Origin of the sequence: Amaricoccus sp., from assembly GCF_036846665.1 — a bacterium.
GTDB lineage: Bacteria > Pseudomonadota > Alphaproteobacteria > Rhodobacterales > Rhodobacteraceae > Amaricoccus.
Genome location: NZ_DAIUBO010000315.1, coordinates 1 through 3,768, shown reverse-complemented (window position 1 = coordinate 3,768; position 3,768 = coordinate 1). Strand labels below are relative to the sequence as shown.

Below are 3,768 nucleotides of genomic sequence, written 5' to 3'. Positions count from 1 at the left end.
CCCGCCGGTCTCGTCGCGGCGGCGCTGGCCCGCGCCGCCGACCTTGACCCGGCCCGGCGGCGTTCATAGGTTCGCTCGGACAGCGCAATTCGAGGAGACACACCGATGGCTTTGGTCAAGGTGACGGACGTGACCTTCCAGGACGAGGTGCTCGGCTCCGACGTTCCCGTTCTGGTTGATTTCTGGGCCGAATGGTGCGGCCCCTGCCGCCAGATCGGCCCGGCACTGGAGGAACTCGCCTCCGAATACGAGGGCAAGATCAAGATCGCCAAGGTGAACGTGGACGAGAACCCGGGCCTGCCCGCCCAGTTCGGCGTGCGCGGCATCCCCGCGCTCTTCATGTTCAAGGGCGGCGAACTGGTCTCCAACCGCACCGGCGCCGCGCCCAAGGCGAGCCTCAAGGGCTGGATCGACGAGACCGTCTGAGCCTTCCGTTCGCGACGGCGGCCGGTCCCGAGTTGGGACCGGCGTCAACCATTTGATATGCAACAACATTCAGGTTCATCGAGCAGATCGTGGTCCCGCCGGCGGGCTGCGGCCTACCCGGTTTCCGCCGCGCGGCGCCATTCTGCGGGCGATACGCCGACCATGCGCTTGAAGCCGCGGCTGAACGCCGCCTCCGAGCCGTAGCCGACCTCGAAGGCGACCGCGCCCACCCTCGCATCGCCGTCGGCGAGCAGTCGCGCCGCGCGCTGCATGCGCCAGCGGGCGAGATATTGCATCGGCGGCAGCCCGACCAGCGCAGCGAAGCGCGCCGCCAGCACCGAACGCGAGAGGCCCGCCTCCCGTGCCAGATCCCCGAGCGTCCAGGCCGCCTGCGGCCGCGCATGCAATGCCGCCAGCGCCCGCCCGACGCCCGGGTCGCGCAGCCCCGCGAGCCAGCCGGTCTCGCCCTCGGGCAGGGCCTCCAGATGCCGCCGGATCGCCTCGATGAACAGCAATTCGCTCAGGCCGAGGCGCAGGCTGGTCCCGCCCGTGCGCTCGCGCCGCATCTCGGCGAGGGTCAGATCCACCAGCCGGTCCAGCAGATCGGCGCCGCCGGCCCGGCGCCGGATCCGCAGCAGCCGCGGGAGCTGCGTCAGCAGCGGGTTGAAGGGCCGCGAATCGCAGCCGAGGAAGCCGCAGACGAAGCGGGCCGGCGGATCGCCGCCGCCGCCCTCGCGCACCACGAAGGGCAGCCGGCCGGCGGCCATCTCGCGGAAGAACTGCAGCGTGCCCTCGCGGTCGAATTCCGGCACGGTGCCGGGGGCGCTCTCGATCCGGTAGGCGTCCCCATGGGGAATGACCAGGATGTCGCCGGTATCGAAGGCCATGGGCTTCCCGCCGGGCACCGAGGCGAAGCCGCTGCCCTCCACGGCGATGTGGTAGGAGATCAGGTGCCGCGCCCGGCGAAACAGGATCGCGCGATAGGCTTCGCTCTCCGGCACGTCCACGCACCAGGGCGCGGTCGCATCGACCAGGAAGAAGAGCGCGCCCCCGAGCCGCACGTTGCGCAGCACGTCCGAGAGCGGGTCCTGTCCGCCGGCCCGGGCCGGCGGAGCCACTTCGCCGGACGATCGGGCAGGACTGCCGGACATGCGGTCATGGCCCTCGGTCATGGCCGAGCATAGCCTGTGACGCGACAGCGCAGCAATGGAGGCACGCCATGGACGACGCCGCGACCGGCCAGGTCTCGACCGCGGCCGCCGAGATCTACGAGAGTTTTTTCGTACCGGCCCTTTTCGGCCAGTTCGCCGCACCCGCCGCAGAGGCGGCCCGCATCGCGCCGGCGGCTTGCGTGCTCGACGTCGCCTGCGGCACCGGCGCGCTGACCCGCGCGCTGGCGCATCGCGCCGGGCCGCAGGGCAGGGTGGTCGGGCTCGACCGCAACCCCGGCATGCTCGCGGTGGCGCGCCGCGCCGCGCCAGGGATCGACTGGCGCGAAGGCCGCGCCGAAGGCCTGCACTACAACGATGCGGCCTTCGACGCGGTGACCTGCCAGTTCGGCCTGATGTTCTTCGAGGACCGCACCGCGGCGCTGCGGCAGATGTGGCGCGTGCTGCGCCCCGGCGGGCGGCTGGTGGTCACGGTCTGGGACGACGTGGCGCATTCCCCGGGCTATGCCGCGATGCTCGCCCTGCTCGAGCGGCTCTTCGGCGCCGAGACCGCCGCCGGGTTGCGCGCGCCCTTCGTGCTGGGCGATCCGGCGGATTTCGCCGCCGAGCTCGCGGCGGCGGCGATCCCCGGCGCCGCGCTCAGGACCCTGCCGGGCATCGCCCGCTTCCCCTCGATCGCCGATTGGGTGCATACCGACATCAGGGGCTGGACGCTCGCCGACGCCATCGACGATGCGCAATACGCCCGGTTGCAGGAGGCCGCCCGCGACGCGCTCGCCGGCTTCGCGGCGGCCGACGGCAGCGTTGCCTTCGCCGCGCCGATCCATCTCGCGGTGGCGCGGAAGGCGTGAGCCCGGGCCTCAGGCCCGCGGCCGGATCAGCATCGGCCCGTAGAGCAGGACGAAGCCGAGAAAGCCCGCGCACCAGCCGATGCCCGCGAGGGTGAGCAGCGGCACGGACCAGCCCGGCGCCAGCGCGGCGGCGATGCGCAGGAGCGCGGCCAGCGCCACCGCGAGATAGACGGCGACCGTCGCGGGCGGCGCGGTCAGCGCATGGCCGGTGTGGCCGCGCGTCGCGCGTGTCATCACCGCCAGCGTCATCAGCCCGATCGCGCCGGCCGCCCAGGCATGGAGCCCGGCCATCTCCAGGCCGAAATCCGCCCTGAGCACGCCGGCGCCGGAGAGCAGGAAGCCCAGCGGCACGAAGCCATAGGCGAGGTGCAGCACCCAGACCAGCGCCTCCGGGCCGGTGCGCCAGGGCTGCCAGCGCGCCTGCCGCACCAGCTGCAGCGCGCCGCCTGCGACCAGGATCAGACCCGCCGCCCGGGTCGGGCCGGGCGCCATCGGCAGGACCGCCCAGAGCAGCAGGCCCAGTGCGCCGCCCGCGACCACGAATGCATCGAACCGGTTGAACGGCACCGGCAGCGCGCCCGGCTCCCGGCGCTTGAGCCAGTTGGTGGTGAAGCTCGGGACGATCCGCCCGCCGATCAGGGTGATGAGAAAGACCGTGATCGCGATGCCGAGCCGGTCGCCGCGGACCGGGGCGCCGCCCTGCAGCAGCTCGGCGTGAAAGAGCGCCTGCGCGATCCCGAGCAGGATCACCGCGCCGAGCACAGGCAGGTTGCGCCAGTTGCGCCCGGCGAGGATCTCGCGGCCGAGAAAGACCGCGAGCGTCACCGGGAAGGCGGTGGCGAGCGCTGCCACGAGAGCGCCGGGCAGCAGGCCGGCCGCGGCGACGGCGAGGCGCCCCGCCAGCCAGACCGCGACGAGCCCGAGCAGCGGCCAGCCGACCACCGGAAGCCGCCCCGTCCAGTTGGGCACCGCCGTGAGGAGGAAGCCCGCGACCACCGCCGGGACGAAGCCGAAGACCAGCTCATGCGCATGCCAGGCCAGCGGCGGCCAGTCCCCCGGCGAGGCCATGGCGCCGGTCAGCACCAGCAGCCAGACCAGGACCACCGTGGCGGCATAGGCGCCGCCGATCAGGAAGAAGGGACGGAAGCCGAAGCTGAGCAGCGCCGGGCCGCGCCAGGCCCGCATGCGCTGCATGGTCGTCGGAACCCGGTCCCGGGACGGCGCGGGCTCGCCCCTCGTGCGATCGGCAGGCGGCATCGGCGCGGCTCCCTGCGCGTCGCCGGGACGGCCGGCGACTGAAGGGCACCGCCGGTCCTGCCGGC

At 73.4% G+C, this 3,768-nt stretch carries 4 protein-coding genes; 2 read left to right on the top strand and 2 right to left on the bottom strand.

Translation table 11 applies throughout. The features are described 5' to 3' along the window. Positions 1 to 105 precede the first annotated feature (105 nt). A complete protein-coding gene (trxA, locus tag V7050_RS19435; RefSeq protein ID WP_324368109.1) occupies positions 106 to 426 on the top strand; it encodes a thioredoxin in 321 nt (106 codons plus the stop codon). Between the two features lie 113 nt (positions 427 to 539). Here the strand turns inward: trxA and V7050_RS19430 are convergent, their stop codons facing one another. Next, positions 540 to 1,598, bottom strand: coding sequence for an AraC family transcriptional regulator (locus V7050_RS19430; protein WP_324368107.1), 1,059 nt, complete (start codon positions 1,596 to 1,598; stop codon positions 540 to 542). 47 nt (positions 1,599 to 1,645) lie between these two features. Here V7050_RS19430 and V7050_RS19425 point away from each other — a divergent pair, with 47 nt between their 5' ends. After that, positions 1,646 to 2,446: a methyltransferase domain-containing protein gene (locus tag V7050_RS19425; RefSeq protein WP_324368105.1), complete on the top strand. Its 801-nt coding sequence runs from the start codon at positions 1,646 to 1,648 to the stop codon at positions 2,444 to 2,446. A 9-nt stretch (positions 2,447 to 2,455) separates the two neighbouring features. On the opposite strand, the gene V7050_RS19420 is transcribed toward V7050_RS19425, so the two are convergent. Beyond that, entirely contained in the window at positions 2,456 to 3,703 is a 1,248-nt protein-coding gene (locus tag V7050_RS19420; RefSeq protein WP_324368103.1) for an NnrS family protein, read from the bottom strand. Between the last annotated feature and the right edge of the window lie 65 nt (positions 3,704 to 3,768).

Excerpts from the sequence above, each read along its gene's own strand:
- trxA (WP_324368109.1), top strand. The coding sequence starts at position 106 with ATGGCTTTGGTCAAGGTGACGGACGTGACCTTCCAGGACGAGGTGCTC.
- V7050_RS19430 (WP_324368107.1), bottom strand. The coding sequence starts at position 1,598 with ATGACCGAGGGCCATGACCGCATGTCCGGCAGTCCTGCCCGATCGTCC.
- V7050_RS19425 (WP_324368105.1), top strand. The coding sequence starts at position 1,646 with ATGGACGACGCCGCGACCGGCCAGGTCTCGACCGCGGCCGCCGAGATC.
- V7050_RS19420 (WP_324368103.1), bottom strand. The coding sequence starts at position 3,703 with ATGCCGCCTGCCGATCGCACGAGGGGCGAGCCCGCGCCGTCCCGGGAC.